21 protein-coding genes are annotated in these 26301 nt (G+C 59.0%); 17 read left to right on the top strand and 4 right to left on the bottom strand.

Annotated features, from left to right (window positions below; translation table 11 throughout):
- Nucleotides 1–87 precede the first annotated feature (87 nt).
- Entirely contained in the window at nt 88–252 is a 165-nt protein-coding gene (locus G6041_RS15445) for a DUF1127 domain-containing protein (protein WP_012125875.1), read from the top strand.
- 34 nt (nt 253–286) lie between these two features.
- Here G6041_RS15445 and symE read toward each other — a convergent pair whose 3' ends face one another.
- Both symE and G6041_RS15435 read right to left on the bottom strand, forming a co-directional pair.
- Complete coding sequence (gene symE / locus G6041_RS15440; protein ID WP_012125874.1) at nt 287–643, bottom strand: endoribonuclease SymE; 357 nt, start codon at nt 641–643, stop codon at nt 287–289.
- Nucleotides 644–780: 137 nt separating this feature from the next.
- On the bottom strand, nt 781–1890 hold the full coding sequence (locus G6041_RS15435; protein ID WP_012125873.1) for an ABC transporter ATP-binding protein: 1110 nt from the start codon (nt 1888–1890) through the stop codon (nt 781–783).
- Between the two features lie 359 nt (nt 1891–2249).
- On the opposite strand from G6041_RS15435, the gene G6041_RS15430 reads away from it, so the two are divergent.
- From G6041_RS15430 to G6041_RS15405, 6 genes are all read left to right on the top strand, one after another.
- Nucleotides 2250–3473: an extracellular solute-binding protein gene (locus tag G6041_RS15430; protein WP_007889385.1), complete on the top strand. Its 1224-nt coding sequence runs from the start codon at nt 2250–2252 to the stop codon at nt 3471–3473.
- A gap of 109 nt (nt 3474–3582) precedes the next feature.
- Nucleotides 3583–4866 (top strand): carbohydrate ABC transporter permease, encoded by a 1284-nt coding sequence (locus tag G6041_RS15425; RefSeq protein ID WP_012125871.1) that lies wholly within the window; start codon nt 3583–3585, stop codon nt 4864–4866.
- A gap of 9 nt (nt 4867–4875) precedes the next feature.
- Nucleotides 4876–5727 (top strand): sugar ABC transporter permease, encoded by an 852-nt coding sequence (locus tag G6041_RS15420; protein WP_012125870.1) that lies wholly within the window; start codon nt 4876–4878, stop codon nt 5725–5727.
- Nucleotides 5728–5731: 4 nt separating this feature from the next.
- Nucleotides 5732–6931: a glycoside hydrolase family 53 protein gene (locus G6041_RS15415; protein ID WP_007705440.1), complete on the top strand. Its 1200-nt coding sequence runs from the start codon at nt 5732–5734 to the stop codon at nt 6929–6931.
- Nucleotides 6932–7027: 96 nt separating this feature from the next.
- Nucleotides 7028–9088: a beta-galactosidase gene (locus G6041_RS15410; protein WP_012125869.1), complete on the top strand. Its 2061-nt coding sequence runs from the start codon at nt 7028–7030 to the stop codon at nt 9086–9088.
- Between the two features lie 69 nt (nt 9089–9157).
- Complete coding sequence (locus tag G6041_RS15405) at nt 9158–9475, top strand: glucose PTS transporter subunit EIIB (protein ID WP_007780949.1); 318 nt, start codon at nt 9158–9160, stop codon at nt 9473–9475.
- 205 nt (nt 9476–9680) lie between these two features.
- Here the strand turns inward: G6041_RS15405 and G6041_RS15400 are convergent, their stop codons facing one another.
- Nucleotides 9681–10949 (bottom strand): maltoporin, encoded by a 1269-nt coding sequence (locus G6041_RS15400; RefSeq protein ID WP_004387099.1) that lies wholly within the window; start codon nt 10947–10949, stop codon nt 9681–9683.
- Nucleotides 10950–11221: 272 nt separating this feature from the next.
- Here G6041_RS15400 and G6041_RS15395 point away from each other — a divergent pair, with 272 nt between their 5' ends.
- From G6041_RS15395 to G6041_RS15375, 5 genes are all read left to right on the top strand, one after another.
- Nucleotides 11222–12295, top strand: coding sequence for a LacI family DNA-binding transcriptional regulator (locus tag G6041_RS15395; protein WP_012125867.1), 1074 nt, complete (start codon nt 11222–11224; stop codon nt 12293–12295).
- Between the two features lie 139 nt (nt 12296–12434).
- A complete protein-coding gene (locus tag G6041_RS15390; RefSeq protein WP_012125866.1) occupies nt 12435–12905 on the top strand; it encodes a MarR family winged helix-turn-helix transcriptional regulator in 471 nt (156 codons plus the stop codon).
- Nucleotides 12906–12907: 2 nt separating this feature from the next.
- Nucleotides 12908–13975: an HlyD family secretion protein gene (locus tag G6041_RS15385; RefSeq protein ID WP_007889362.1), complete on the top strand. Its 1068-nt coding sequence runs from the start codon at nt 12908–12910 to the stop codon at nt 13973–13975.
- Nucleotides 13976–13977: 2 nt separating this feature from the next.
- On the top strand, nt 13978–15048 hold the full coding sequence (locus tag G6041_RS15380; protein WP_004387096.1) for a DUF2955 domain-containing protein: 1071 nt from the start codon (nt 13978–13980) through the stop codon (nt 15046–15048).
- A gap of 107 nt (nt 15049–15155) precedes the next feature.
- A complete protein-coding gene (locus G6041_RS15375) occupies nt 15156–15557 on the top strand; it encodes a putative T6SS immunity periplasmic lipoprotein (protein ID WP_012125865.1) in 402 nt (133 codons plus the stop codon).
- Here G6041_RS15375 and G6041_RS15370 read toward each other — a convergent pair.
- A complete protein-coding gene (locus tag G6041_RS15370) occupies nt 15539–16561 on the bottom strand; it encodes a LacI family DNA-binding transcriptional regulator (RefSeq protein WP_032988943.1) in 1023 nt (340 codons plus the stop codon). The genes G6041_RS15375 and G6041_RS15370 overlap by 19 nt on opposite strands.
- 310 nt (nt 16562–16871) lie before the next feature.
- Between G6041_RS15370 and ascF the strand changes: the two genes are divergently transcribed.
- From ascF to G6041_RS15345, 5 genes are all read left to right on the top strand, one after another.
- Complete coding sequence (ascF, locus tag G6041_RS15365) at nt 16872–18335, top strand: PTS cellobiose/arbutin/salicin transporter subunit IIBC (RefSeq protein WP_004386503.1); 1464 nt, start codon at nt 16872–16874, stop codon at nt 18333–18335.
- A 13-nt stretch (nt 18336–18348) separates the two neighbouring features.
- Entirely contained in the window at nt 18349–19779 is a 1431-nt protein-coding gene (locus G6041_RS15360; RefSeq protein WP_012125862.1) for a 6-phospho-beta-glucosidase, read from the top strand.
- 224 nt (nt 19780–20003) lie between these two features.
- Nucleotides 20004–21272: a cytosine permease gene (codB, locus tag G6041_RS15355; protein WP_012125861.1), complete on the top strand. Its 1269-nt coding sequence runs from the start codon at nt 20004–20006 to the stop codon at nt 21270–21272.
- Nucleotides 21273–21305: 33 nt separating this feature from the next.
- Nucleotides 21306–22541, top strand: a complete 1236-nt coding sequence (codA, locus tag G6041_RS15350) for a cytosine deaminase (RefSeq protein ID WP_012125860.1) — start codon at nt 21306–21308, stop codon at nt 22539–22541.
- 667 nt (nt 22542–23208) lie between these two features.
- Nucleotides 23209–26256, top strand: a complete 3048-nt coding sequence (locus tag G6041_RS15345; RefSeq protein ID WP_012125859.1) for an autotransporter serine protease — start codon at nt 23209–23211, stop codon at nt 26254–26256.
- The last annotated feature ends 45 nt before the right edge of the window (nt 26257–26301 follow it).

Raw genomic sequence — 26301 nt, 5'->3', positions numbered from 1 at the left:
TATGGTTAACAAATAGATTTTGTGAATCTGTATTGTTACCGGCGATCCCGGCCATCATAAGGCTCAGCCTGATACAGGAGAGCGACGATGGAATTTCACGAGAACCGACCCCGCAGACCGTTTATTGGCTTCATACTGATCTGGCGCGCCTGGAAAGCCTGGCGGCTGCGCGCGCAGACCCGAAAAGTGCTCAGCAGAATGAACGAGGCGCAGCTGCGCGATGTCGGGCTGCAACGCGACGATACGTATTAAACGCCGGCGCGGGCGGCGTGTTGCCCGCGCGCATTCACACCCGCTTTTTACGCTTGCCGGCGATCACCTCGATAAACTCCTGCACTTGCTGTTGCTTGCGCACCGACAGCTTGCAGACGCGGCGCAGGGATTTCAGTAGCGGCGGATCTTCCGGCTCCGGCGCGCGCGCTGTGATGACAATACAGCCGGGCATCACCCGCACATCCGCATCGGTGCCGGTAGGGAAACCGGCTTCCTCCAGCCATTTGCCGCGAAGCGTCAGCGCGGCAAGGCTCACGCCGTCATGAAAGCGGCTGGCGTAGCTCACGCGGATGCGGCGCGGCTCGGTCAGCGCGGCGGGCGCGGGGAGCGCCTCGGGTAAAACTTCAGGGAGCACGGATAACATCGACATAGTTCCTCCTTAAACGGCAGCAAAGCCAGCCTGCAAAATACTGGTATTATATACAGTAATTAGGGGAGGGAACCTTTGTGTAATCCGAAAAGCGGCGGGAAAATCGTCGGCCCGCCCTGGGCCGACGCAGGAGAACATTAGTGCGCGTGCGGGACGTCCGTTTCGGCGCTGATGCGCAGGCCGTCGGCGTCAAACACCATACAGTCACGCGGGTTAAAGCCCACTTCCACCGCCTGCCACGGGCTGAAATGCACGTCGCCCGGCAGCAGAATTTTCACGTTGTCATGCCCGTAACACTGGCCGAACAGGTAGGTGTTGTTGCCAAGGCGCTCCACCACTTCACAGTTAAACGTTAACGAGGCTTCCGCCTGCGCGCCGGTGGAGAGGTGCTCCGGGCGAATACCCAGCGTCACCGCATCGCCTTGCTTCAGCGGCGCGGTGTGAATGGCGAGCCGCAGCGTTTTGCCCTGCGAGAGCGTGACGTCCAGCGCGCCTTCTTCCCAGCGCGCCACGGTGGCTGGCAGGAAATTCATCTTCGGCGAGCCGATAAACCCGGCCACGAATTTATTGACCGGGTTGTAGTAAAGCGCCATCGGCGAGCCCATCTGCTCCACTTTGCCGTAGTTCATCACCACGATTTTATCGGCGAGCGTCATCGCCTCGACCTGATCGTGCGTGACATACACCATCGTGGTTTTCAGCTCCTGGTGGAGCCTCGCGATATGCAGGCGCATCTCAACGCGCAGTTCGGCGTCAAGGTTGGAGAGCGGTTCGTCGAACATAAACACCTGCGGGTTACGCACAATCGCGCGGCCAATCGCCACGCGCTGGCGCTGGCCGCCAGAGAGCTGTTTGGGTTTGCGATCCAACAGGTGCGAGAGTTGCAGCGTCTTCGCCACCATTTCCACCTGATGACGGATCTGATCTTTCGGCACTTTATTGACCTTCAGCCCGTAGCCCATGTTCTCCGCCACCGTCATGTGCGGATAGAGCGCGTAGGACTGAAAGACCATCGCCACGCCGCGGTGCGCAGGCGCGACATCGTTCATCACCTCATCGCCAATCAGCACCTCGCCGTCGCTCACCTCTTCAAGGCCCGCGATCATGCGCAGCAGCGTGGACTTTCCGCAGCCGGACGGCCCGACGAACACCGCAAATTCGCCGTCGGCAATATCGAGATTGATATTGTGCAGGGTTTCGGTTTTCCCGAACCGTTTGGTGACATTCCTCAGTCTTATGCTGGACATCAGGGTTCCTCGAAAGTGTAAGCCGTGGTGGCCGCGGGCGTTTCTGACGGGCGCTGAACCTTATTTTGTATTACGTATAACAATTCAGCGGAGTGATACGCAACGGCTTTAAATCAGTGTCATGACTATAACTTCCCCGGATTTCGCCCCCTATCGCCGGTTTTCATTTCTGTAACGACGATCACACAACGCACAGTTTTTTGTAGAGTTATCAGGGTTGGCAGCGTAGCGTATAACAAAATGGAAACGCGCTGAGTGGGCTTTCGCAGGCTGCGTGGTTACAGCGGTTGAGTTTTAAAACAGAAGCGAAGCACCAAATAAAAACAACGTAATTGTTATACCTTCACATGAGGTTGATAATGAAAAAGAACATCCTTACCGCCCTGGTTCTCTCCGCCCTGATGGTCAGCGCTGGTGCCAGCGCGGCGACCCGACAGCTTAACGTGTGGGAAGACATTAAAAAATCCGCCGGAATTAAGGATGCCGTGGCGGCATTTGAAAAGCAGTACGACGTGAAAGTGAACATGCAGGAAATGCCGTTCGCCCAGCAGCTGGAAAAACTGCGTCTCGACGGCCCGGCGGGGATCGGCCCGGATGTGCTGGTGATCCCAAACGATCAGCTGGGCGGCGCGGTGGTGCAGGGGCTGTTATCGCCGCTGACGCTTGATAAAGCGCAGACCGACGCCTTTACGCCATCTTCCATTGCGGCGTTCCGCATGGATAACGCCCAGTACGGCGTGCCGAAAGCCGTTGAAACGCTGGTGCTTATCTACAACAAAGATCTGGTGGAAAAGCCGTTCGACAGCCTGCAGGCCTGGTATGACTTCTCCAAAGCGCAGCGCGCGAAAAACCAGTACGGCCTGCTCGCCAAGTTTGACCAGATTTACTACAGCTGGGGTGCCATCGGCCCGATGGGCGGCTACATCTTCGGGAAAAACGACAAAGGCGGCTTTAACCCGCTGGATGTCGGCCTCAACAAGCCCGGCGCGGTGGAAGCCGTCACCTTCCTGAAAAAATTCTATGCCGACGGCGTCTTCCCGGCGGGGATCATCGGCGATAACGGCCTGAACGCTATCGATTCGCTGTTTACCGAGAAGAAGGCGGCGGCGGTGATTAACGGCCCGTGGGCGTTCCAGCCTTACGAAGCCGCAGGCATTAACTACGGCGTGGCGCCGCTGCCGACGCTGCCGGACGGCAAACCGATGAGCTCGTTCCTCGGCGTGAAGGGCTACGTGGTCTCCACCTGGAGCAAAGACAAAGCCCTGGCACAGCAGTTTATCGAGTTCATCAACCAGCCGCAGTATGTGAAAACGCGCTACATCGCGACCCGCGAGATCCCGCCGCTGGTGGCGCTGATGGACGATCCGGTCATTAAAGGCGACCAGAAAGCGAGTGCGGTGGCCGTGCAGGCGGCGCGCGCCAGCGCGATGCCGGGCATACCTGAAATGGGCGAAGTGTGGGCACCTGCCAACGCGGCGCTGGAGCTGAGCGTCACCGGCAAGCAGGAGCCGAAAACCGCGCTCGATAACGCGGTGAAACAGATAACCATGCAGATCGAAGCGATGCAGGCCAGTAATCAGTAAGCCGTACCCGGCGGCGTCTGCGGGCGTCGCCGGATGAACCGTTAAAAGCGGGAGGGACACCTCCCGTTTTCAGAAGGAGCCGTGTGTGATTATCAGTCCCAGCGAAAAGATGCCCGTTGCCCGAGGGGCGGGCCGACACGCCTGGTGCGCGCTGCTCTGCGCTCTGTTGCCGGGCGTGGGCCAGTTTTATAACCGTCAGTGGCTAAAAGGCGTCACCTTTCTGGTGTTGCTGGCAAGCTTTCTCGGGGTATTTCACGATTTCCTGCGTGTGGGGCTGTGGGGGCTCTATACGCTCGGTGAAGAGGTGTCGCGCGACAATTCCATCTTCCTGCTGGCGGAGGGCATTCTGAGCCTGCTGGTGGTGGGCTTTGGGCTGACGGTCTATTACTTCTCGCTGCGTGACGCGTGGGTGAACGGCAAGCGCCGCGACGAAGGGCTGACGCTTAACAGCGTGCGTAAACAGTACCAGCTGCTGCTCTCGGACGGCTTTCCGTATCTGATGATTGCGCCCGGCTTTATTCTGCTGGTCTTCCTGGTCGTATTCCCGATCCTCTTTGGTTTCGCCATCGCGTTCACCAACTACAACCTTTACCACACGCCGCCTGCGAAGCTGGTGGACTGGGTGGGGCTTAAGAATTTCGTCAATATTTTCACGCTCTCCATCTGGCGCTCGACATTCTTTGACGTGTTGCAGTGGACTGTGGTCTGGACCCTGCTCGCCACCACATTCCAGTGCACCGTGGGTGTGCTGCTGGCGATTCTGGTGAACCAGAAAGATCTGCGCTTTAAGCCGCTTATCCGCACCATTTTCATTCTGCCGTGGGCGGTGCCGGGCTTTGTCACCATTCTGGTGTTCGCCGGGATGTTTAACGACAGCTTCGGGGTGATTAACAACGCGATCCTGGCATTTTTCAACATCGCGCCGAAACCCTGGATGACCGATCCGTTCTGGACCAAAACCGCGCTCATCATGATGCAGACGTGGCTTGGCTTCCCGTTTGTGTTCGCGATGACCACCGGCGTGCTGCAGGCGATCCCGGATGATTTGTATGAGGCCGCAAAAATGGACGGGGCCAGCACCTGGACGCGCCTGCGCACCATTACGCTGCCGCTGGTGCTCTACGCGATTGCGCCCATCATCATCACGCAATACACGTTCAACTTTAACAACTTCAACATCATCTACCTGTTTAACAACGGCGGGCCTGCGGTGGCCGGCTCCAACGCGGGCGGCACTGATATTCTGGTCTCGTGGATCTACAAGCTGACGATGTCTTCGTCCCAGTACGCCATCGCCGCGACGATAACCATTCTGCTCTCCATTTTTGTGGTGGGGCTGGCGCTGTGGCAGTTCCGCGCCACGAAGTCGTTCAAAAATGACGAGACGGCATAAGGAGACACCATGGCTAAAAGACAAAGCATGAAACAGGAAAAGTGGCTGCGGCTCTCGCTGTCGTGGCTGCTGATCCTGACAGTCAGCACGATCATTATTTATCCGCTGATCTGGACGGTGGGCGCGTCGCTGAACGCGGGCAACAGCCTGCTCAGCAGCTCGATAATTCCGGAAAACCTCTCGTTCCAGCACTACGCCGATCTCTTCAACGGCCAGGTGAATTACGTCACCTGGTACTGGAACTCGATGAAAATCAGCTTTATGACGATGGTGCTGACGTTAATCAGCGTCAGCTTCACCGCCTATGCGTTCTCGCGCTTTCGCTTTAAGGGCCGCCAGAACGGGCTAATGCTGTTCCTGCTGTTGCAGATGATCCCGCAGTTTTCCGCGCTGATCGCCATTTTCGTGCTCTCGCAACTGCTCGGGCTGATTAACAGCCATCTGGCGCTGGTGCTGATTTACGTCGCCGGGATGATCCCGATGAACACGTACCTGATGAAAGGCTATCTGGACGCTATTCCGAAAGACCTCGACGAATCCGCGCGCATGGACGGTGCCAGCAACTTCCGGATTTTCATCGAAATCATCATGCCGCTCTCTAAACCGATTGTGGCGGTGGTGGCACTGTTCTCTTTTACCGGGCCGCTTGGGGATTTCATTCTCTCCAGCACCATTTTGCGCACGCCGGATAAATACACGCTGCCGATCGGGCTTTATAACCTGGTCGCGCAGAAGATGGGCGCGAGCTACACCACCTACGCCGCGGGCGCGGTGCTGATTGCGGTGCCGGTCGCGATTCTCTATCTGGCCTTACAAAAATACTTCGTCTCCGGTCTGACCTCCGGCAGTACCAAAGGATAATCTGATGAAACTGTGTAAACCCGCACTGCTTGCTGTCTCGCTGGCCTGCTGTTTTTCCGCTTTCGCCGCCAACATGACGCAGATAACGCCAAAACCGCTTAACCTCCCGGCGGATTTTATCAAGGGCGCGGATATCTCCACGCTGCCGGAGCTGGAGCGCCAGGGCGCGAAATTCTACGACGCTGACCACAAGCAACAGGACGCGCTGACCATTCTGCGCGAGAACGGCGTGAACTACGTGCGCCTGCGCCTGTGGGTTGACCCGAAAGACAGCGCGGGCGCGCCTTACGGCGGCGGCACCAACGATCTCGCCACCACGCTTGCGCTGGCAAAACGCGTGAAAGCGCAGGGGATGCGCCTGTTGCTCGATTTCCACTACAGCGATTTCTGGACCGACCCCGGCAAGCAGTTCAAGCCGAAAGCCTGGGAAAACCAGAACTACGACCAGCTCAAAACCACGATCCACGACTACACCCGCGACACCATCGCCGAATTCAAAAAAGCGGGCGTGCTGCCGGATATGGTGCAGATCGGCAATGAAATTAACGGCGGCATTCTGTGGCCGGAAGGCAAAAGCTGGGGGCAGGGCGGCGGCGAGTTTGATCGTCTCGCGGGCCTGCTGAACGCCGCTATCAGCGGCCTGCGCGAAAACCTGACCCAGGGCGAGCAGGTCAAAATCATGCTGCATCTCGCCGAAGGCACCAAAAACGACACCTTCCGCTGGTGGTTCGATGAAATCACCAAACGCCAGGTGCCGTTCGATGTCATCGGCCTTTCGATGTACACCTACTGGAACGGCCCCATCAGCGCGCTGAAAGCCAATATGGACGACATCAGCAAGCGCTACAACAAAGATGTGATTGTGGTGGAAGCCGCCTATGCGTACACGCTGGAGAACTGCGACAACGCCGAAAACAGCTTCCAGCAGAAAGAGGAAAAAGAGGGCGGCTACCCGGCGACAGTGCAGGGCCAGTACGACTACGTGCATGACCTGATGCAGAGCGTGGCGAACGTCGAAAACCATCGCGGCAAAGGCATTTTTTACTGGGAGCCGGCCTGGATTGCCGTACCGGGGAACACCTGGGCGACGCCTGCGGGCATGAAATATATCCATGACGAATGGAAAACCGGCAACGCCCGCGAAAACCAGGCGTTTTTCGATTGCCACGGCAACGTGCTGCCATCGGTAAAAGTCTTTAATTAATCCTTTTTATTCCATTTATACCCTGATGCTTTACCCGGCAGGCTGCGCGCCCGCCGGGTGACGCCGGACGGGTATGCCGTATCAGGAAGCCTGTAAATGAACAAATTTGCGCCTTTAAGTCCGAAGGTCAGCGCCCTTTTGCACGGTGCGGACTATAACCCGGAGCAATGGGAGAACTACCCCGGCACGGTAGAGAGCGATATCGCCATGATGCAGCAGGCGAAATGCAACGTGATGTCGGTGGGCATTTTTAGCTGGGCGAAGCTTGAGCCTGAAGAAGGCATGTTTCGCTTCGAGTGGCTCGACGAGATTATCGACAAGCTGTATCAGGGCGGCATTCACGTGTTTCTCGCCACGCCGAGCGGCGCGCGTCCGGCCTGGATGTCGCAGAAGTATCCGCAGGTGCTGCGCGTCGGGCGCGACCGCGTTCCGGCGCTGCATGGCGGCCGTCATAACCACTGCATGAGTTCGCCGGTCTATCGCGACAAAACCGCCACCATCAACCGCCTGCTGGCGGAGCGTTACGCGCACCATCCGGCGGTGCTCGGCTGGCATATCTCCAACGAATATGGCGGCGAGTGTCATTGCGATTTGTGCCAGGAGAATTTCCGCGGCTGGCTGAAAGCGCGCTACGGCACGCTCGATAAACTCAACGAGGCGTGGTGGAGCACTTTCTGGAGCCACACCTTTACCGACTGGTCGCAGATTGAATCCCCGGCGCCGCAGGGCGAAAACTCCATTCACGGTCTGAATCTCGACTGGCGGCGCTTTAATACCGCGCAGGTCACTGACTTCTGCCGTCACGAACTGGCCCCGCTGAAGGCGGTGAACCCGGAATTACCGGCCACCACCAACTTCATGGAGTATTTCTACGATTACGACTACTGGCAGCTTGCCGAACCGCTCGACTTTATCTCCTGGGACAGCTACCCGATGTGGCACCGCGATAAAGACGAAACCGAGCTTGCCTGCTACACCGCGATGTACCACGACCTGATGCGCACCTTAAAGCACGGCAAACCGTTTGTGCTGATGGAATCGACGCCGGGTACGACCAACTGGCAGCCCACCAGCAAGCTGAAAAAGCCGGGCATGCATATTCTCTCTTCGCTCCAGGCGGTGGCGCACGGCGCGGATTCGGTGCAGTACTTCCAGTGGCGCAAGAGCCGCGGCTCGGTGGAGAAATTCCACGGCGCGGTGGTGGATCACGTCGGTCATATCGACACCCGCATCGGACGCGAAGTGGCGCAGCTTGGCGATATCTTAAGCCAGCTTGATCCGGTGGTCGGCGCGCGCGTGGACGCGCAGGTGGCGGTGATTTTCGACTGGGAAAGCCGCTGGGCGATGGATGACGCGCAGGGGCCGCGCAACCTGGGGCTGGAATATGAAAAGACCGTCGCCGAGCATTACCGGCCGTTCTGGGAGCTGGGGATCGCGGTCGATATCATTAACGCCGACGCCGATCTGAGCGGCTATAAACTGGTTATCGCGCCGATGCTCTACATGGTGCGTGACGGGTTTGCGCAGCGCGCCGAAGCCTTTGTCGAACAGGGCGGCCACTTCGTGACCACCTACTGGAGTGGCATCGTCAACGAGACCGATCTTTGCCATCTCGGCGGTTTCCCCGGCCCGCTGCGTAAGCTGCTGGGCATCTGGGCGGAAGAGATTGACTGCCTTGCCGACGGCGAACGCAACCTGATTCAGGGGCTCGCGGGCAACGAGGCGGGCTTACAGGGGCCGTATCAGGTGCGCCATCTGTGCGATCTCATCCACACCGAAGGCGCGACGGCGCTTGCCACCTATCGCGACGATTTCTATGCCGGACGCGCGGCGGTGACGGTGAACGCGTTTGGCGCGGGCAAAGCCTGGTATGTGGCCTCGCGTAACGATCTCGCCTTCCAGCGCGATTTCTTCGGCAACATCATTAGCGAGCTGTCGCTTGCGCGCGCGCTGGAGGCGGATTTCCCGCCGGGCGTCACCGCGCATGCCCGCCACGATGGCGAATCCGCGTTTATCTTCGTTGAAAACTACACCGGCGCGCCGCAGTCGGTGACGCTGCCGGAGGGCTGCGCCGATATGCTGACCGGCGACGCGCTGAGCGGCAGGCTGTCGCTCGCCCCCTGGGGCTGTCGCATTCTGCGCCGCCGCCTCGCCTGAGTTGTTCCCTGCGCGCCCGTTCACCCGAACGGGCGCTTTTTTATTATCTGGTCTGAAAAAGGAGCCGCTATGGTTAGCCTGAAATCGTTTCTGCACCACGTCACCCGCCCGCAGCCCGCCACTACCCAGACGTTAACCGAAGAGGAGCGCGAGCAGATCGCGCGTCTGGTGGCGGATTTCGGCGGGCAGGAGAATATTGAGAGCGTGGACGCCTGCATGACGCGTCTGCGCGTCAAAGTCAAAGAGCTGACCCGCGTCGATACCGAGGCGTTGCAGTCGGAAGGGGCATTAGGCGTGATTATTCTCGGCCAGGAAGTCCATGCGATTTTCGGCAAGCAATCCGACGCGCTGCGCAAACTGCTGGATGAGCGTTTCAGAAACGCGTGATAAAAAAGCGGGATAACCCTGCATAAAAGGTTATCCCGCAAAAGGCAACGAGGGTGCATCAGCGGCAGTGACGCCTTGATGGCAGTGCCATAACTCAGAGATACAACGCTTACTCTGCGTGTCTGCATCAGACAACGCCTGCGGGCAGCGGTTTCGGGCCGCCGCCCGCACAGCCTGACGCGTGGTTAGCGCCAGGGACTGCTTCTTACCACCAGGCTTCAACCTGAACGCCGAAGTTCCAGGTGTCGTCCGCCGTGCCGTCCTGCAGGGATTTACCGTTCTGTGAATCGTTCAGATAAGAGGCAAACACGCGCAGTTCCGGGCGTGACATAAATTCCGGGCCATCGGCGAGGCCAAGCGCGATAGTGTATTTTTCACCGCTCTGCTTGTAATCCGTGCCGTTGTTATAGGTGTCTTTCTGCCAGAATCCGCCCACTTCCCCGATGAGGCGCACATACTGCGTGAACTGGTACTGGCCGCGGCCTACCAGCGAGAGCAGGCGTGATTTATCGGTCGTGGCGGTGATGTCGTCCGCCGAGCCCCAGGTCAGCACATGGTTAAACGAGAACTTGTCGGTGATCGGAATCAGGCCGGTGTTGATTACGCGATAGCCGGTAGCGTCGTTAACGTAGTTCCACATGTCATACCAGCCGCCGCCCTGCGACACCATGTTCTGCGCGAGGCCCTTGTTGGCGTACTGCAACACCAGTTTGTTATAGCCGCCGAGCATGTCCTGGCTGATTTCGCCGGTCAGCATCACGCCGTTGTCGGCTTCATACAGGCCGCCGTACTCTTTCTGTTTGTCGGTCGGGTTTGGCATGGCGTAATCGATGCCAAATTCCGTCCAGGCGCCTGCCCACGGCTTCCAGCCTGCGTAACGCAGATCCAGATAGTTGATGTTAACGTCGTTATCGCCATCGACGCGGTAGTCGAGATCGTTGGCGTCGCCGCGGATCCACGCGAAGGAGATCGCGCCCGGGCCTAAGGTGTAGTTTTCGATCCCGGCGCCGGAGCCGGAGATGTTCCAGTATTTAGTATCGATGATGTGCAGATCGTGGCGCTGGTAGTAGCGCTTGCCGCCCCAGATAACCGCGTTCGGATCGCCCGGGATCAGCCCTTTAATTTGCAGGTTTAACTGGCGCAGGCCGAACTGGGCATCGTCGTTAAGCGTGCTTTCGTTGTCGTTAGAGCCGTCGGACACCATGCTGACCATGCTGTCGACATAAAAGCTGACTTCGTCTTTTTTGTAGACCTCAGAGCCCAGTTCAACTTCGCCGTAAGTGTCGGTTTCGTTACCCAGACGCCCCAGCTTGTTTTTCTGCCACTCTTCCTGCCCACCATCCTGCGAGACGCCCACGCCGCCACGCAAATAGCCATGAAAATCAATAGGTACAGAAGATGAAGCGGCCAGCAGACAAGGTGAAGTCAGCGCGGCAGCTAACGCAACGGCCACTGTGCGTAGCGTAGTGTTCATAGTAACCTCTTTTATTGTTTTGTATTACGTTCACATAACCGAGGCCATAAAACGCCTTTGCAGAATTTCAGGCAATTTTGATCTTAATTAATTGTGACTCAGTGCAAATAAATCAGGCATTTTTGTAACGAACGGTGATGTTTCTCACGAGTTTTATGTATTGTGAACGTAATACTTGGTTAAGCGGGTGGCTAACGGGGATTTAGGCAGAAAAGGCTTTTCCGGCTGGTGCCTGTTACAATCAGCGCAGCCCATGAAAAAGGAACCGGAACATGAAGTCTAAAAGCGCCACACTGGAAGACGTCGCCCGCCATGCGGGGGTTTCCTACCAGACGGTGTCTCGTGTTTTGAATAAGTCTGCGAATGTCTCTGAAGCCACGCGTCGCAAGGTGGAAGAGGCGATCGCGCATCTGCGTTATGTGCCTAACCGGCTGGCGCAGCAGTTGGTCGGCAAGCAGAGCATGACGCTTGGCCTGGTCACCACGTCGCTTGCACTCCATGCGCCGTCACAGGTGGCGGCGGCGGTGAAACGTTACGCAAATCTGGATGGCTACCAGGTATTGATCTCGATGATCGATGAGAACGTCTGCCAGGGGATTCAGGATTCCATCAACGAACTCAAGTCCCAGCTGGTGGATAAGGTTATCATCAACGTGCCGCTGGAGACCCAGGAAGCGGAGAAAATCGCCGCCGATAACGACGACATCCTGTGTTTATTCCTCGATGTGGACCCGTACAGCTCGGTGTTTAACGTCTCTTTTAATCCGGCGGACGGCACGCGCGCGAGCGTGAAGTATTTATACGAACTCGGGCATCGCGATATCGCGCTGCTGGCGGGCCCGGAGTGCTCGGTGTCCGCGCGGCTGCGCCTCAAAAGCTGGCTTGAGACGCTGGAGAGCTACGGCCTGACGCCAGTGACGGTGCTGCATGGCAACTGGGACGCGCAAAGCGGCTACGCGGGCGCGCTGCAAATGTTGCGCGAGGCGCCGCATTTCACCGCCGTGCTGGTGGCGAACGACCAGATGGCGCTTGGCGTGCTGAGCGCGTTTCATCAGCAGCAGCTCTCCATTCCGGGGCAGAAATCGGTGATTGGCTATGACGACACCTACGAAAGCTCGTTTTTCTACCCGGCGCTGACCACCGTCTCGCTCGATCTCGACATGCAGGGCAAAGAGGCGGTGCGCAGATTGCTGGAAGCGAGCGAAAGCGACGCCTCGCGGCTTTCTTCCATTCTCCCGGCGCGGCTGGTGATCCGCCACTCCACCGGCCCGCGTGAAGACGACGCGCCGGATATGCGCAAAATCGCCGATGAGCTGCGGCTTATCGCAAGCCGTCTCAGCCAGTAATCACGCCTGACCATCACGGGCCGCGCAGCTTATGCCGCGGCCCGCGCCTTTCGCAATCCATGCTTTTCTGCCGCCCGTTTCTTGATACTTACCCTGATAAGTATTAATTTGCCCTCCCGCTAACTGAAGGGAGCCCCCAATGACTGAAGATGAACGGTTCGCCCGCCGTCCGATGGGCATGCGCATGGCGATGATAGTGCGTCAGTGGCGCGCCATTATTGATAGTGCGATTACCGATACCGGCCTGACGCAGTCTGGCTGGACGGTGCTGATGCAGCTCGATCAGCAGGGGGATAATCTTTCGGTTAGCGAACTGGCGCAGGTGCAGGGCATTGAACTGCCGCCGCTGATGCGCACGCTGGCGTGCCTTGAAAGTAAAGGTTTGCTGGTGCGCACTACGTCACCCTGGGACAAACGCATTCGCCTGGTTTCGCTCACCGACGACGGCCGGGCGATGCTCGCCACGCTTAACACGGTGATTGCGCGCTACCAGGCGCGCGTGTCACACAATATTCCCGCGCAGGATATGGACATCTTCAGCGACACCTTAAACCAGATCGCGCGTAATCTGCGCACGATCCGCGACGAAGACGCTAACAACGCACAATAACTATGATGACTCCGGAACAAAAATTTGCCCGCTGGGTAAGGGTGAGTATTGCCACTTTCCTGGCGATGTTCGTTTACTTCATTCTCGCCGATATCTGGATCCCGCTGACGCCGGATTCCACCGTGATGCGTGTGGTGACGCCCGTCTCCTCGCGCGTGTCGGGCTACGTGGCGGCGGTGCATGTCGCCAACAACAGCCACGTGAAAAAGGGCGATCTGCTGTTTGAGCTGGATGCCGCGCCGTTTACCAACCGCGTCGAGGCGGCGGAAATCGCGCTGCGCCAGGCGCGGCTTGCCAACGAGCAACTGGACGCGCAGATCGTCGCCGCTAGGGCGAATCTCAACACCGCCCGCCTGACGGCGCGCAACGATAAAGTCACTTTTGACCGCTATCAGCGCCTGAGCACGATGCAAAACGTCTCGCAGCAGGATCTCGACAAAGTACGCACCACCTGGCAGACCAGCGAACAGGCGGTGGCGCAGCTGGAGGCGAAAATCAACGAACTGACCATCGAGCGCGGCGAACGTGACGACAACCGCAACGTGACGCTGCAGAAATACCGCAACGCGCTACAGGACGCGCAGCTTAATCTCGGCTGGACGCAGATCCGCGCCGAAGCCGACGGCACCGTCAGCAACCTGCAGTTAAGCCCCGGCTGGTTTGCTGCCGCCGGCACGCCCGCGCTGGCGCTGGTGAGCGAGCACACCGATATCGTGGCCGATTTTCGCGAGAAGAGCCTGCGGCACACGCACGCGGGCACCGACGCCGCCGTGGTGTTCGACGCGCTGCCAGGCCAGGTGTTCCACGCGCACGTCACCAGCCACGACGCCGGGATACTGGCGGGCCAGCAGGCGGTGAATGGCCAGCTCTCGCAGCCGGAGGAGTCGAACCGCTGGGTGCGCGACGCGCGGCGTATGCGCATTCACGTGGCGCTGGATGAGCCGTTGCCTGCGACGCTGCCGACCGGCGCGCGCGCCACTGTGCAGCTCTACAACAGCGAAGGTCCGTTCGCCCGCTTCTTCTCGGGCGTACAGATCCACCTGATAAGCCTGCTGCACTATGTGTATTAACCATGTCCATTAATACCCTGGCGCGGGTCTTTACCCCGCACGGCAACATCGTCTATACGGCGAACGATTTCCGCCAGACGCTACGCATCATGCTGGCGGGCGTCATCGCGCTCAGCATTTCGAGTTTCTACAACACCAGTTACGGCGTCTTTTTTGTTATCTACCCGATCATGCTGCTGTCGCTGGTGCCGGTATTTAACCGCCACGTCGCAAAGCAGTTTATCTTCAGCGCCGCGCTGAACTGCGTCGAAATGGTGATTATTGTCGGTTATCTGTCGCAATGGCCGGTGATCATGACCGGCGTGGTGTTTGCGCTCTACGTCATGCGTTTTCGCTTTATGAGCAAAGGCCCGCTGTTTCTCTTCGGCTCGATGGGCGTCGTCTGCCAGAGCGTGATGCTCAACTTTATGAGCTACCCGACCAGCGACTGGCACACGCTGCTCTTTTCCAATATGGAAGCGAGCGTGATGGCCGTGGGCCTAAGCGCGCTGATGCACTATCTGTTGCCGGATGTCGAACCGCGCAAGCCGCCGCCGCTGATTGAAAAAGACGCCGCGCGGGTGCGCCATGAATATTTGCTTTCCGGCACGGTCGCGACGCTGAATTTCGTGGTGTTTCAGATGGCGGATTTAAGCGATTCGCTCTCGGCGCTGATGGCGGGCATCCTGATCCTCTTTCCCATGCACTATCGCGGCGCGGTGTTAAGCTCGCTGTGGCGCGTGGTGGGCGTGGTGATTGGCTGTCTCTATGTGCTGCTGGTGCAGCTGGTGCTCTACGATCACAGCAGCCATATGGTGCTGATGATGCCGCTTATCGCGCTCGGTTTCGCCTTCAGCGCCCGCCTGCATGTGATGGAAAAAGTCGGCGCGGGCGTCGGGTTCGCCAGTATCACCACGCTCGGCATCATGTTCGGGCAGAATCTTCACCCTGATACCGATCTCGTTTTCAGCGATCTCTACCGCATCAGCTCCGTCACCGTGTCGCTGCTTATCACGCTGACGATGGTGTTTTTAGTGCACCTGATTTTAAACCGCTTCTCCGCTACGCGTTACGTGGTGAAAAGCGAGCCGTAGGGCGTCTTGTGCAAATCTGAAAACGGTCATTTTTCGGCGCGTCGACAGGCGCGCCCGCAAGCAACGCGATACTCTCGCATACCTGGGAATGCGAAAGGAAAGGGAAGATGAAACGCCTGCTTGTCGTGATGCTAACCGGTTTACTGACGGGGTGTCCGTCCGGTGCGGACAGGATATCTCTTGAAGAGCCAGCCGCGGTAATGGCGCGCGGCGATACGGTCTGTTTACTGGTGGCGAATCAACCTGATGAGGTCATCCGTTCGGTTGAGATATACAGCGAGAAGGGAGAGTCCTTAATGGAATCGCAGTTGCCTGAGGCGAAACGCCACGTGGCGCGCGGGCAGTGTTTACCCGATTTGGGATTCAGTTACCGCCCCGGCAACCGCTATTCGGCGTACTACTATTTCCAGAGCCTTAAAGGCGGCCCGCTCCGTTTATTCGCCGCGCATTTCGCGACGGCGGAGACTTTCCCGTTAAAAATCAGCGCCACTTACGAGCGGGCGCAGTAAGGCCCATTCCCTACCGAATCGCGCAGGATAAGCTCTGAAACGAACAGGTTATCGCGCGAGAGATAGCCGCCGTCGAGCATCGCAATCAGGCGGTTTATCGTTTCATGCACCATATCCGTGACGGGGTCTTTCACGCTGGCGAGCGCCGGGCTTAGAAAGGGCGCGGTGGGGCTGTTGTCAAAGCCTATCAGTGACACCTGCTGCGGCACCGGAATGCCTGCGTCCGTCAGCGCTTTCAGCGCGCCGACCGCCATATCGTCGTTACTGGCGATAAGCCCGCTAAATGAAGCGCCGCTTTCCAGCAGCGTCTTTACCGCCTGCGCGCCGCTTGCGGGCGTCCATTTGCCTTCCACAATCAGCGACGCTGCCGGCGTAATGCCGTGCTGGCGCAGCGCCTCTTTGTAACCTGCCAGACGCTCCAGCGCGGTAGGGGAATCAGGCGATCCGGTGATAAACGCGATCTCGCGATGCCCGCGCTCCAGCAGCGCGCGGGTGGCGTTAAAGCTTGCGGTTTTATGATCGCAGCAAACGCAGTGGCTCTGGTGTTTACGCAGCTTGCGGTTCACCACCATCACCGGCTGGCGGGTCTGGCTGATGATCTCGTCAATCTCGTCAACGCCGAGAAAACGCGGATAAAGGATGATGGCGTCGCAGCGTAAATCGAGCAGAAACTCAATCGCCTCGCGCTCTTCGCGGGCGCTGTGTTTACCGTCCACCAGAATCAACTGGCGGCCATTTTCTTCCAGCTTTTTCGCCGCGCGCGAGAGGATTTCGCTGAAGTAGCTGCCGCTGTAGAGCGTGTTGGTGACGACCATCCCGATGCACTGGGAGGTGTTGGTCGCGAGATTGCGCGCCAGCAGATTGGGCCGGTAGCCGGTCGCGTCGATGGCTTCGAACACCTGCTTGCGCGTCTCTTCGCTCACATACCCTTTGCCGGAGAGCACGCGAGACACGGTGGCCTTAGAGACGCCCGCTTTTTTGGCCACTTCCTGCATTGTCGACATGTTATCCCTCCGGCTCGGCTGATGTGCCGCACATTCTACACATTTCCCGGTAAGGCGGCAGGAGATCGCGCACGCTTACGCGCGCCTCATGGCGATCCGCATCACAGATTTTAAAGCCCGATTAAATTTCAGTTGATCTGTTTTATGACCGCAACCACTCTAATGTGGAACCGGTTACCTATTACATCATCCTGTCAGCGCGACGCGGCGTTTAGCGCCATAACGCATGGCAAGTACCTGAATTTAAAATAATAAACGCGCAGAGGCGGTTCTGGTGCCACGGCGTGTGATAACGAGAGAGTTCACCATCATGTCAAAGAATTACGTAGCGCTGGCAGGCGCGGTCGTCGAGGCGATTGGCGGTGGCGGTAACGTGGCGGCGGTCACACACTGCATGACGCGCCTGCGCTTTGTGCTGAACGATGACAGCGCCGTGGACGCGGCGCGCCTTAAGGCCATTCCCGGCGTGCTCGGCGTGGTGCGCAATGAGAACCAGTGCCAGGTCATCATCGGCAACACGGTGTCGCAGGCGTATGCCGAAGTCCTGAAACTGCTGCCGGAAGGCGCGCGGGTTGAACGCGCGCTGCCGCGTAACGACAAAATCACCCTGCGGCGCATCGGCGCGGGCATTCTCGACGCGCTGATCGGCACCATGTCGCCGCTGATCCCGGCTATCATCGGCGGTTCGATGGTCAAACTGCTGGCGATGGTGCTGGAGATGTCGGGCGTGGTGGAGAAGGGCGCGCCGACGCTCACCCTTCTCAACGTGATTGGCGATGGCGCGTTTTTCTTCCTGCCAATCATGGTGGCCGCCTCGGCCGCGATTAAATTCAAAACCAATATGTCGCTGGCGATAGCCATTGCGGGCGTGCTGGTGCACCCGAACTTCGTTGACCTGATGGCCAAAGCCGCGCAGGGGCAACCGGTGGATTTCATTGGCATTCCGGTCACCGCGGTAAAATATACCTATACCGTGATCCCGGCGCTCTGCATGACCTGGATACTCTCCTATATTGAACGTTGGGTGGACAAAATCACGCCAGCGGTGACCAAAAACTTCCTGAAACCGATGCTGATTGTGCTGATCGCCGCGCCCATCGCCATCATGCTGATTGGCCCGATTGGTATCTGGATTGGCAGCGGCATTTCGTCGGTGGTGTACACCATCCACAGCTATCTGGGCTGGCTGTCGGTAGCGATTATGGGCGCGCTCTGGCCGCTGTTAGTCATTACCGGAATGCACCGCGTGTTTACGCCGACCATCATCCAGACCATCGCCGAAACCGGCAAAGAGGGCATGGTGATGCCGTCGGAGATCGGGGCCAACCTGTCGCTCGGTGGGTCGTCGCTGGCGGTCGCGTGGCGCACCCGCAACCCGGAACTGCGCCAGACGGCGCTGGCCGCGGCGGCATCCGCGATTGTGGCGGGCATTTCAGAGCCGGCGCTGTACGGCGTGGCGGTGCGGCTGAAGCGCCCGCTGGTGGCGAGCCTGATTAGCGGCTTCGTCTGCGGCGCGGTGGCGGGCCTGGCCGGGCTTGCGAGCCACTCGATGGCCGCGCCGGGGCTGTTTACCAGCGTGCAGTTTTTCGATCCGGCCAACCCGATGACGATTGTCTGGGTCTTTGGGGTGATGGCGCTGGCGGTGGTGCTGTCGTTTATCCTGACGCTGGTGCTGGGCTTTGAGGATATTCCCGTCGAAGCGCCCGAACCCGCCCGCGATAACCCGCAGCCTGCGGCTTTCACCGCGCAGGCGCCCGCAGTAAAACCGAATTAATCAGAGGACACGTATGGATAACAACACTTTTCCCGAAGGATTTTTATGGGGCGGCGCGATTGCGGCAAACCAGGCGGAAGGCGCGTGGCGCGAGGGCGGCAAAGGGCCAGCTACGGTTGATATGCTGCCGCACGGCCCGAATCGTCTGGCGGTAAAGCTTGGGCTGGATAAGCGCACCGGCTGGCGCGACGATGAATTTTACCCAAGCCACGAGGCGATCGATTTTTATCACCGCTATAAAGAGGATATCGCGCTGATGGCCGAGATGGGCTTTACGGTGTTTCGCACGTCGATCGCCTGGAGCCGCCTCTACCCGAACGGCGATGAACAGACGCCGAACGAAGAGGGCATTGCGTTTTACCGCGCGCTGTTCAGCGAGTGCAAAAAATACAACATCGAGCCGCTGGTGACGCTGTGCCATTTTGACGTGCCGATGCACCTGGTGACCGAATATGGCTCCTGGCGCAGCCGTAAAATGGTGGAGTTTTTCACCCGCTACGCGCGCACCTGTTTTGAAGCGTTCGACGGGCTGGTGAAATACTGGCTCACGTTCAACGAAATCAACATCCTGCTGCACAGCCCGTTCTCCGGCGCGGGCCTGGCGTTTGAGCCGGGCGAAAATCATGAACAGGTGAAATACCAGGCCGCGCATCATGAGCTTATTGCCAGCGCTATCGCCACCCGCATCGCGCATGAAGTGAACCCGCAAAACCAGGTGGGTTGTATGCTGGCGGGCGGCAATTTCTACCCTTACTCCTGCAAGCCGGAAGATGTCTGGGCGGCGCTGGAGAAAGACCGCGAAAACCTGTTTTTCATCGACGTGCAGGCGCGCGGCGCGTACCCGGCCTACACGCAGCGCCTGTTCCGTGAAAAAGGCATCGTGATTGAAAAAGCGCCGGAAGATGATGAGATCCTTAAAGATACCGTCGATTTCGTCTCTTTTAGCTACTACGCCTCGCGCTGCGCCTCGGCGGATATGAATAACCAGGTGACGAGTGCGGCGAACATCGTGAAATCGCTCAAAAACCCGTATATCGAGGCGAGCGAATGGGGCTGGGGGATCGATCCTCTGGGGCTGCGCATCACCATGAACATGATGTATGACCGCTACCAGAAACCGCTGTTCCTGGTGGAGAACGGCCTCGGCGCGAAAGACGCGTTTAATGAAAACGGCGAAATCGAAGATGACTACCGCATCAGTTATCTGCGCGAGCATATCCGCGCGATGCGCGAAGCCATCGAAGACGGCATTCCGGTGATGGGCTACACCACCTGGGGTTGCATCGATCTGGTGTCGGCCTCCACCGGCGAGATGAGCAAGCGCTACGGTTTTGTCTGGGTGGATCGCGACGACCAGGGCCGCGGCACGCTGGAGCGCAAACGTAAGAAATCGTTCTGGTGGTATAAAAAAGTGATCGCCAGCAACGGGGCCGATCTCGACTGATCCCGCCAGCCATTGTAACGCGCGTCGCCGTCCTGAGCGGCGCGCGTCTGTTTCTGCTCCTGCGCGTCTCCCGCCAACAGTGCAAACCGCGCCGCGTTGCACAATCGCAGGGCGTGGTTTCTCTGCTGATGGCGGATATATCCGTCATTTCGCCCGCCGATTCCTGGCACATAACTTGCTGAATCTCTGTCCACCCGCGTTTTATCTTTCGCAGAGGAGTCGTTATGTCAGCCAACACCGAATTCCCGTTAAGCGAGGCACCCGCCGCCGGGCGCAAAGGCCTGCTCTCCATTTCTATGGTGCTGTTCAGCTTTACCTTTTTCACCGGCACGATGTTCGCAGGCGGCAAGCTCGGCGTCGCGTTTCCGATTGTCGAGATGCTCTGGATAGCCACTATCGGCAACCTGTTGCTGGCGCTCTATGCGGCGGCGCTTGCCTGGATAGCCGCCCGCAGCGGGCTTAACACGGTGCTGATGGGCCGCTTCTGTTTTGGTGAGAAGGGCAGCAAGATCTCCGATTTCCTGCTCGGCTTCGCGGAACTGGGCTGGTACGCGTGGGGCACCGCCACGGTCGCCATCACGCTTGTTAAATTGCTGGCGCTGCCGGAATGGCTCACCACGCCGCTGATGGTGTTCTTCGGCCTCGCGTTTTGCGTCACGGCGCTGGTGGGCTACCGCGGACTGGATCTGCTCTCGCGTGTTTCGGTGCCGCTGATGTTTATTCTGCTGGTGGTCTCGATGTGGATTGCGACCCGCCACGCGGGCGGCTGGCAGGCGATGCAGCGCATTGAACCCACCGAAACCCTGGGCTGGTCGGCGGCCATCACGATGGTGTTTGGTACGTTTGCGAGCGGCGCGACCCAGGCCACCAACTGGACGCGCATGGCGCGCAGCAGCGGCACCGCCATTACCGGCAGCCTGATTAGCTTTCTCATTGGCAACGGGCTGATGGTGGTGGCCGGGGCGTGGTGCGCGGTGGTCTATCAGCAGGCCGATATCGTGGCGGTCATGACGCTGCAGGGGCTGTCGGTGGCGGCGGTTATCATGTTGTGTCTGAATCTGTGGACCATTCAGGGGCCGACGATTTATAACGTTTCTGCTGCCGCCTGCCATTTACTGCGCAGCGAGCGTCGCCGCACGCTCACCGTCGCGAGCGCGGGCATCGGCATTTTGCTGGCTATCGGCGGGATGTATGAGCTGCTGATCCCGTTTCTGGTGCTGCTCGGCAGCATTATTCCGCCGGTCGGCGGGGTGATTATCGCCGACTATGTGTTTCACCGCCGCGGGCGTTACCCGGCGCTCAGCGAGGCCCGCCTGCCGCGCTTTAACTATGCCGGGCTTGCCGCTTATTCGCTCGGCGCGCTGACCGCGTACTTTTCACCGTGGGTCGCCCCGCTGGTGGGTATCGCGGTGTCGGCGGCGAGCTATCTTCTGTTTGTGCGCCTGGCGCGCGGGCGGGAGCAGCGCCGCGCGCTGGCACAGCCGCAGCCGTGAGCCACACTCACCGTCTTACTCAAAGGAGCCGTTATGAATATCGTTAATGCCCGTTTACGCCGCCGCGAAGGCTGGTTCACGCTCGTGCTGGATGACGGGATCATTAAAGCCATTACGCCGCAGTCGGCGATGCTGGCACCCCATGAAGGCGACCTGGACGCGCAGGGCGGGCTGGTTATTCCGCCGCTGGTGGAGCCGCATATTCATCTGGACGCCACCCTGACGGCGGGCGAGCCTGCGTGGAACATGAGCGGCACGCTGTTTGAAGGCATTGAGCGCTGGGGCCAGCGCAAAGCCACCATCACTCATGAGGACACTAAACGCCGCGCGCACGCGACCATCGGCATGCTGCGCGACCACGGCATTCAGCACGTGCGCACCCATGTGGATGTGACCGACCCGACGCTCGCCGCGCTGAAAGCGATGCTGGAAGTGAAAGACGAGGCGCGCCATCTTATCGATCTGCAAATCGTGGCGTTTCCGCAGGAGGGCATTGAGTCCTTCCCGCAGGGCAGGGCGCTGATGGAGCAGGCGGTGGAGATGGGCGCGGATGTGGTCGGCGGCATTCCGCATTTTGAAAACACCCGCGAGCAGGGCGTCAGCTCGGTGAAATTCCTGATGGATCTGGCCGAGCGCACCGGCTGCCTGGTGGACGTGCATTGCGATGAAACCGACGACGCGCAGTCGCGCTTCCTGGAAGTGCTGGCGGAGGAGACGCGCGTGCGCGGCATGGGCGCACGGGTGACGGCGAGCCACACGGTGGCGATGGGCTCTTATGATAACGCCTACTGCTCAAAGCTGTTCCGTCTGCTCAAACGCGCTGGCTTAAGCTTCGTCTCCTGCCCGACGGAAAGCATTCATCTGCAGGGGCGTTTCGACACCTGGCCGAAGCGGCGCGGCGTGACGCGCGTGGCGGAGCTGGATCGCGCTGGCCTGAATGTCTGCTTCGGGCAGGATTCGATTAAAGATCCGTGGTATCCGCTCGGCAACGGCAACATTCTGCGCGTGCTCGACGCCGGGCTGCATATCTGTCACATGATGGGCTATGAGGATCTCAAGCGCAGCCTGGATTTTGTCACCGATAACAGCGCGCTTGCCATGAACCTCGGCGATAACTACGGCCTCTGTGAAGGGCGTCCGGCGAATCTGGTGGTGCTCGACGCGCCGGATGATTACGAAGTGGTGCGCCGCCAGGCGAAGGCGCGTTATTCCGTGCGCCACGGCAAGGTGATTCTGCGCCGGGAGCCGGAAACGCTGCATTATGCGTAAAAGGATCTCTGCCCGGCAGTGCCGGTCACGATCTCTTCATTTCATTAGCGCCTGCGGGCGCTTTTTTATTGCTTACGGCTGGCATTAATATGAATAAATACAAGTTGGTTATTTTTCGATCTTTTTAAGAAACATCCTAAAACGCTGAAAATGCGCCATAGGCTTTTTTGATTTTTATTTAAGCATAATTAAGAAATGCGTCGTAAATATTATGTCTGGTAGTTTTATGTGTTTATATTTTCATCAAAATACTATTTATCTGCTTATAGTTCATTGGTGGTAATCGGTTAATTTTACATGGGTTTCTGGAAAACGGAGAAATAAGCGAAGCGGCAAAATTTGCCGATATTCGGTGAGTTGATGCGCACCGCGATTTTTTAACTGCCTGAAACCACAAAACCGATAGAAAAATAGTATGACGTAGCTCACCTTTTTAAATTTTGACCCTCTTTATTGGCACTGGCGCAAATAAATAAATTCTGCTTAACATTGATATTCGCAGCGGCCGCCGTGGCCGCGCGCAATACCTATGACAATAAGGGCTGGCGCGTCTGGCCCCTTGCAAACTCACAATCAATGGACGGTCTCTGGGATGATTAACAGAAGCAGAGCAGCAGAACCTGTTCAGGCGGGATATTCGCCTGTGCGGGGCGGGCGTCGTATTCGCATGAGCGCGGTAGCGATAGCGTTAGGTCTGGCCGGTATCGGGCAGGCGGCGGCGAGTAATTATATTGAGCAGGGCAAAGCGGGCGATGCCGCCAGCTGGCGCAGCAGCGAATTTAATGCGGAGTGGGGGCTTGGCGCTATTCACGCCGATGAAGCCTACGCGGCGGGATATACCGGGAAAGGCATTAAGCTCGGTATTTTCGATCAGCCGGTTTATGCAAAGCACCCGGAATTCTCCGGCACCGATAAAGTCATTAACCTCGTCACCGAAGGGATCCGCGAATATACCGACCCGTATATTCCGGTGAAAAAAGGCGACCCTTTCCGCTATGACGGTACGCCGTCTGTGGATTCCGATGGCGAGCTGGGCGCGCACGGCACCCACGTTGGCGGTATTGCGGCAGGCAGCCGCGATGGCGGGCCGATGCACGGCGTCGCATTTAACGCCCAAATTATCAGTGCTGAAAACGGCGACCCTGGCCCGGAAGACGGGATTATTCTCGGCAACGACGGGGCGGTGTATGAGGCGGGCTGGCATGCGCTGATGGACAGCGGCGCGCGCATTATTAACAACAGCTGGGGCATCGGCATCACCGAGAAATTCGATCAGGGCGGGAAAGATCCGGCCTATCCGCACTTCACCGTGTCTGACGCGCAGGCGCAGTTCAATCAGATCAAACAGATCCTCGGCACCAAACCGGGCGGCGCGTATCAGGGCGCTATCGACGCGGCCCGCAGCGGCATCGTCACCATTTTCGCCGCCGGTAACGACTACAACCTCAACAACCCGGACGCGATGGCGGGCCTCGCTTACTTTGTGCCGGATATCGCGCCGAACTGGCTCTCTGTCGCGAGCGTGATGAAAGATCCGGCCTCCGCCAACAGCGTGCCGTACACCATCAGTACGTTCTCCTCCCGCTGTGGCTACACCGCAAGTTTCTGCGTTTCGGCACCGGGCAGCCGGATTTACAGCTCGGTGATTGAGGGCAACAGCCTGGAGACGCTGACCACCGATTACGCCAACTACAGCGGCACCTCAATGGCCGCCCCGCACGTGGCGGGCAGCGTGGCGGTGCTGATGGAGCGCTTCCCGTACATGACGGGCGAGCAGATAGCCCAGGTGCTGAAAACCACGACCGTGGATATGGGCGATCCGGGCATCGATGCGCTTTACGGCTGGGGGATGATCGATCTCAGCAAGGCGATCCACGGGCCGGGCATGTTCTACACCGTGGAAGATATTCCTGAAGAATTCCGCGTGCCGGACCCGGATGGCGTTGCCTACGGCTCCTCGCAATTTATCGCCGATATTCCGGGCATTGGCGAGGAAGTCGAAGCAGGTACCAAACTGGCGCGCACCTGTAGCGATATTCAGTGCGCGATGGATGTCTGGTCGAACGATATCTCCGGCCACGGCGGCCTGACCAAACAGGGCGCGGGCGCGCTGTGGCTCACCGGCACCAGCACCTATTCCGGCCCGACGCTGGTCAACGACGGCCTGCTGGTGGTTAACGGCTCCGTGACCTCTGACGTCACCGTGCAGCAGCAGGGCGTGCTGGCGGGTAACGGTACGGTCGGCTCGCTGACGGCGGCGCGCGGCGGTACGGTTGCGCCGGGTAACTCCATCGGCACGCTGAATGTGAATGGCGACGTGACGTTCCAGCCAGGCTCGCGCTACGCGGTGGAAGTGTCGCCGGACGGGCGCAGCGATGTGATTAACGCCACGGGCGCAATTGCGCTGAACGGCGGTGAAGTCGCGGTATCGCTTGAGAACAGCAGCAATCTGCTAAGCCTGGCGGAAGTACGCAGCCTGCTCGGCCAGCAGTACAACATCCTGTCGGCGGCGGACGGCATTACCGGCCAGTTCGACAGCGTGGCGCCGGATTATCTGTTCCTCGGTACTTCGCTCGGCTATACGGGTGGCCAGGTGACGCTGGATGTGGCGCGTAACGACACCACGTTCGCGAGCATCGCGGATACCGCCAACGGCCGCGCGGTCGCTGGCGCGCTGGAAACGCTCGGCGCGGGCAACCCGCTGTATGAGAGCCTGCTCTCGACCGGTTCGGTAGCGCAGGCGCGTCAGGCGTTCCGCCAGTTAGGCGGGCAGATCCACGCGGATATCGCCTCGGCGCAGATCAACGACAGCCGCTACCTGCGCGATACGCTGAACGAGCGTCTGCGTCAGGCCGAAGGGCTGACCAGCGTTTCGCCGGTGGCTGCCGATGATGGCGGCGCGTGGGCGAAGCTGTTAGGCGCGTGGGATCACGCCTCCGGCGATGAAAGCGCCACGGGGTATCAGGCATCGACCTACGGCGTGCTGCTGGGGCTCGATTCCGCTTACGCCGACGACTGGCGCATGGGCGTGGCGACCGGCTACACCCGCACGTCGCTTGACGGCGGTTATGGCTCCAGTGCGGACAGCGACAACTACCATCTGGCGGTCTACGGCGGCAAACAGCTCGGCGAGCTGGCGCTGCGTGCAGGCGCGGGCTACACCTGGCACCGTTTCGACACCAGCCGTTCCGTCCGCTTTGGTTCGCAGTCTGACCGTGCTGACGCGAAATATAACGCGCGTACCGAGCAGTTCTTCGCCGAGGCGGGTTATCAGCTGGCGGCGGGTATGGTAAACGTCGAGCCGTTTGCGAATGTCTCTTACGTGAACTTTGAGAACAACCGCATCAACGAGCAGGGCGGTGCGACGGCGCTGCATGGCGACAAGCAGCATACCGACGCCACGTTCTCCACGCTGGGCCTGCGCTCCGGGCTTGAGTGGGATGCCACCGCAGAAACGACTGTGGCGCTGCGCGGCGAAGTGGGCTGGCAGCATCAGTATGGCGAGCTCGATCGCGCCACCGGCCTGAAATTCCGGGGCAGCAGCACGCCGTTTGTCACCAACAGCGTGTCAGCCTCACGCGACGGCACGGTGCTGAAAGCGAGCGCCGAGGTGGCGGTGAACCGCAACGCGCATCTGTCGCTCGGCTACAGCGGGCTGATTTCCGATAACTATCAGGACAACAGCGTCAACGCGGGCTTTAGCTGGAATTTCTGATAACCCGGCATCGCGTGCAGTCATTTTGCAGTCATAAATAAAGGC

It is taken from the genome of Cronobacter sp. HA18003, from assembly GCF_011605905.1.
GTDB lineage: Bacteria > Pseudomonadota > Gammaproteobacteria > Enterobacterales > Enterobacteriaceae > Cronobacter > Cronobacter sakazakii.
This window is presented reverse-complemented; position numbering and strand designations above follow the sequence as displayed.

Bases quoted from the DNA above. Each gene is read 5' to 3' on its own strand.
- G6041_RS15410 (WP_012125869.1), top strand. From the start codon at position 7,028: ATGAACAAATTTGCGCCTTTAAGTCCGAAGGTCAGCGCCCTTTTGCAC.
- G6041_RS15360 (WP_012125862.1), top strand. From the start codon at position 18,349: ATGGATAACAACACTTTTCCCGAAGGATTTTTATGGGGCGGCGCGATT.
- G6041_RS15390 (WP_012125866.1), top strand. From the start codon at position 12,435: ATGACTGAAGATGAACGGTTCGCCCGCCGTCCGATGGGCATGCGCATG.
- G6041_RS15375 (WP_012125865.1), top strand. From the start codon at position 15,156: ATGAAACGCCTGCTTGTCGTGATGCTAACCGGTTTACTGACGGGGTGT.
- G6041_RS15385 (WP_007889362.1), top strand. From the start codon at position 12,908: ATGATGACTCCGGAACAAAAATTTGCCCGCTGGGTAAGGGTGAGTATT.
- G6041_RS15430 (WP_007889385.1), top strand. From the start codon at position 2,250: ATGAAAAAGAACATCCTTACCGCCCTGGTTCTCTCCGCCCTGATGGTC.
- G6041_RS15395 (WP_012125867.1), top strand. From the start codon at position 11,222: ATGAAGTCTAAAAGCGCCACACTGGAAGACGTCGCCCGCCATGCGGGG.
- G6041_RS15445 (WP_012125875.1), top strand. From the start codon at position 88: ATGGAATTTCACGAGAACCGACCCCGCAGACCGTTTATTGGCTTCATA.
- G6041_RS15345 (WP_012125859.1), top strand. From the start codon at position 23,209: ATGAGCGCGGTAGCGATAGCGTTAGGTCTGGCCGGTATCGGGCAGGCG.
- G6041_RS15405 (WP_007780949.1), top strand. From the start codon at position 9,158: ATGGTTAGCCTGAAATCGTTTCTGCACCACGTCACCCGCCCGCAGCCC.
- G6041_RS15415 (WP_007705440.1), top strand. From the start codon at position 5,732: ATGAAACTGTGTAAACCCGCACTGCTTGCTGTCTCGCTGGCCTGCTGT.
- symE (WP_012125874.1), bottom strand. From the start codon at position 643: ATGTCGATGTTATCCGTGCTCCCTGAAGTTTTACCCGAGGCGCTCCCC.
- G6041_RS15425 (WP_012125871.1), top strand. From the start codon at position 3,583: ATGCCCGTTGCCCGAGGGGCGGGCCGACACGCCTGGTGCGCGCTGCTC.
- codA (WP_012125860.1), top strand. From the start codon at position 21,306: ATGAATATCGTTAATGCCCGTTTACGCCGCCGCGAAGGCTGGTTCACG.
- G6041_RS15370 (WP_032988943.1), bottom strand. From the start codon at position 16,561: ATGTCGACAATGCAGGAAGTGGCCAAAAAAGCGGGCGTCTCTAAGGCC.
- codB (WP_012125861.1), top strand. From the start codon at position 20,004: ATGTCAGCCAACACCGAATTCCCGTTAAGCGAGGCACCCGCCGCCGGG.
- G6041_RS15380 (WP_004387096.1), top strand. From the start codon at position 13,978: ATGTCCATTAATACCCTGGCGCGGGTCTTTACCCCGCACGGCAACATC.
- G6041_RS15435 (WP_012125873.1), bottom strand. From the start codon at position 1,890: ATGTCCAGCATAAGACTGAGGAATGTCACCAAACGGTTCGGGAAAACC.
- G6041_RS15420 (WP_012125870.1), top strand. From the start codon at position 4,876: ATGGCTAAAAGACAAAGCATGAAACAGGAAAAGTGGCTGCGGCTCTCG.
- ascF (WP_004386503.1), top strand. From the start codon at position 16,872: ATGTCAAAGAATTACGTAGCGCTGGCAGGCGCGGTCGTCGAGGCGATT.
- G6041_RS15400 (WP_004387099.1), bottom strand. From the start codon at position 10,949: ATGAACACTACGCTACGCACAGTGGCCGTTGCGTTAGCTGCCGCGCTG.